The 2,089-nt window shown below is 34.2% G+C and carries 4 protein-coding genes and 1 pseudogene; 4 read left to right on the plus strand and 1 reads right to left on the minus strand.

Features of this window, described 5'->3' with window-relative positions:
* The first annotated feature begins 260 nt into the window (after positions 1 to 260).
* The 4 genes and pseudogenes from AB1422_19105 to AB1422_19120 all read left to right on the plus strand — a co-directional run bounded on the left by AB1422_19105 (position 261) and on the right by AB1422_19120 (position 1,553).
* Positions 261 to 518: a hypothetical protein gene (locus tag AB1422_19105; GenBank protein MEW6621411.1), complete on the plus strand. Its 258-nt coding sequence runs from the start codon at positions 261 to 263 to the stop codon at positions 516 to 518.
* 14 nt (positions 519 to 532) lie between these two features.
* Positions 533 to 1,048, plus strand: coding sequence for a hypothetical protein (locus tag AB1422_19110; GenBank protein ID MEW6621412.1), 516 nt, complete (start codon positions 533 to 535; stop codon positions 1,046 to 1,048).
* Positions 1,049 to 1,333 carry a hypothetical protein gene (locus tag AB1422_19115; protein MEW6621413.1) on the plus strand — a complete coding sequence of 95 codons (285 nt, stop codon included), beginning with the start codon at positions 1,049 to 1,051 and terminating at the stop codon, positions 1,331 to 1,333.
* 58 nt (positions 1,334 to 1,391) lie between these two features.
* Positions 1,392 to 1,553: pseudogene (locus tag AB1422_19120) on the plus strand (putative PEP-binding protein).
* A gap of 62 nt (positions 1,554 to 1,615) precedes the next feature.
* Here the strand turns inward: AB1422_19120 and AB1422_19125 are convergent.
* Complete coding sequence (locus AB1422_19125) at positions 1,616 to 1,840, minus strand: DUF2997 domain-containing protein (GenBank protein ID MEW6621414.1); 225 nt, start codon at positions 1,838 to 1,840, stop codon at positions 1,616 to 1,618.
* Positions 1,841 to 2,089: the final 249 nt, after the last annotated feature.

Genomic DNA, 2,089 nt, shown 5'->3' on the forward strand with positions numbered 1-2,089 from the left:
ACAAGATTTTGCCACTACAAATGGATTTTTTAAATATTTAATTTTCTAACTCACTGATATTATTGATATTTCATTTTTAAAAATGGCAAAAATTAGACCAAAATGGTCGTTTTAGTATGAAGTTGGGACATGTGGAAATACTATCCATCGCATGGTTACAAATATCCAGCATTATATTGACTCAGCCGTAGAAGTCTGGATTGGAAATCGGAAATATAATGAAGTCATCTCCACTTCGATAAAAAAAAGAGGTATTCAATATGAAAGTGAGTGAAGTAATTAAAGACCCAATCTATCAACTGAATTTAATGTTATGGCTCCTCCAACCACTTCATGATAATTATCCACTTCGACCTATCTTAAAAGAGTTAGGATATGAATTATTTGCTATTGGCCCATCGATGCCACTCTCTCCTGAGTTACGGGAAAGACTTACGAAATTATCTATCTCTTATGTGAATGTACCTGAACCAGACCTTTTAATCTCAAGAGATGGAATAACTGATTTGTTATCATAGAATGTAAAACTCAAATGTTCAGCCCTACATCTAAAAAATCGGTAGAGCAGGCTCATTCTTTACTTCTGCAAAATGGAGAACAATTTAATTTAGCTGTAGGACTAAAGGTAGATGTTTTTCCTAATCTTTATTTAGTTTATGTTACGACACATTCTGAAACCCATAATCCGGAAGAAGGAATCTCTCAGATTCGAAGTGAGTTAAGTAAAGCTGGTTTTAAGCCAGTAAGGACGGGGGTTATCGGCATTGATTTTTATCAAGAAAGGGTTTATCTTCGCAATAATTATGGTCAGGGAGAAATTCCTGAGTTATTAAAAAAGAGCATTGGTGAAGGGATAATGTTACAGCAGATTTTTCCTGATGATGACTTGTTTCCCCTCTTTTATATCCCATGGGATCCCAATATTTCTCAATCTGATGATATGGCTAATTATTGCGAACAGACATTTTGTGAACGAATATTAACAGAAATAGTATGTGGAATAGGTCGTATGACTATCCCGGGAATTATTGAATTTGAATATGACTGATTGTTTAATGCTACTACCTTCAACTTCTATGAACACTGGCAGTCTAAAACTATAAAAAGGGCTTTACGAAATTCTTGCCGTGAACTCTTGACAAAAGCACTTAAATCTGCTGAGCTCCATTTTGAAAAATCAACTCTACCACAACCCCAGCATGGTATTGCTTTAAACATAACTAATGAAGAAACAAGAGAAATTATCATTGATTTATTGACGAAATTTAAACGAGGGAAATGGATAAAGAGAGAAGAATTATACCAACTTCCTCTTGATGTAGGAGTCGATTAGATAGATGTATAGCATATTTGAAAAAAAATCGTATCAGATGATAGGGATTTACTAACTAACAAAATCAAATCCTAAACTCGGTATCTGTGGCGAGCATGGTGGAGAACCCAGTTCCGTAGAATTCTGCCATTTAGTCAATATGACTTATGTCTCCTGTTCACCATATCGAGTGCCCATTGCCCGCTTAGCCGCCGCACAGGCAAAGATAAAAAATGGATAAGGCTATTTGATATCTGGTATGAGTTATTTTCGGACACTACCGGAAAAATTAAAAGTTTGTTGTCAAGATGGTCTAACCTGTTGAGAGACATTTTGTTTTGTAATCTCTTTAACTTTCTTTTCCTGTTCATAATATTCTGAAGTCATTTGCATATTCTCAATTTCTCCAAGAGGACTAGCCAAAGCTTTCGCTACCTCGACGCATTTTTTGCCTTTAATCCCTTTAATATGATAGGTGATGTAACCATCTTCTGTGATTAATATCTCTATATCTTGTTTTTCTGCCATTTTGATTATACCCACTTATTTTTTCTCAACCAAAGGTACGTGTTTAGCGTGTTCCAAATTGCGTTGATTTGAGAAGTAACCCTTTGTTAAACAATAGGATACCGGTGCGAAATATTCCTCAAAAGGAGTTTAATGCAAATATCAAAATGTCCAAATCAAAAGGACAAAGCAAAATGCAAAAATACTTGTAAGGCAATAAAAAAAATCAAATATTAAATATTAAAAATCAAAAATAAGAATAAAAGAATT

The organism is bacterium, assembly GCA_040757115.1.
Classification (GTDB): Bacteria; UBA9089; CG2-30-40-21; order CG2-30-40-21; family SBAY01; genus JBFLXS01.

Bases quoted from the DNA above. Each gene is read 5' to 3' on its own strand.
- AB1422_19105 (MEW6621411.1), top strand. From the start codon at position 261: ATGAAAGTGAGTGAAGTAATTAAAGACCCAATCTATCAACTGAATTTA.
- AB1422_19110 (MEW6621412.1), top strand. From the start codon at position 533: ATGTTCAGCCCTACATCTAAAAAATCGGTAGAGCAGGCTCATTCTTTA.
- AB1422_19125 (MEW6621414.1), bottom strand. From the start codon at position 1,840: ATGGCAGAAAAACAAGATATAGAGATATTAATCACAGAAGATGGTTAC.